This is a genomic window from Mesorhizobium sp. GbtcB19 (genome assembly GCF_019091085.1).
Taxonomy (GTDB): domain Bacteria; phylum Pseudomonadota; class Alphaproteobacteria; order Rhizobiales; family Rhizobiaceae; genus Mesorhizobium.
Genome location: NZ_JAGXJY010000455.1, coordinates 1 through 240 on the forward strand (window position 1 = coordinate 1; position 240 = coordinate 240).

Here is a 240-nt window from a genome sequence, read left to right on the forward strand (position 1 = left end):
CCGGATCGCCGGGCCTTCAGCTTCCGCTACGATGTCATGGAGTTGTACACGGCGATCACGCCGACAGTGTTTAGCCGGCTGTTTGCCGAGGGATATGATCGGGTCATCTATCTCGTTCCCGATATCATAGCCTACCGCCGGTTCGACGAGCTGTTCGATGTTCTCGACGGCGGCGCGTCGGCGGTTCTCACGCCGCACGTGCTGGCACCGAATTTGCATCCGGGCAGCCCGAACGATCTG

The 240-nt window shown here is 60.8% G+C and carries 1 pseudogene; it reads left to right on the forward strand.

The features are described 5' to 3' along the window. Window positions 1-240: pseudogene (locus KVT37_RS32730) on the forward strand (hypothetical protein); the annotation flags it as partial.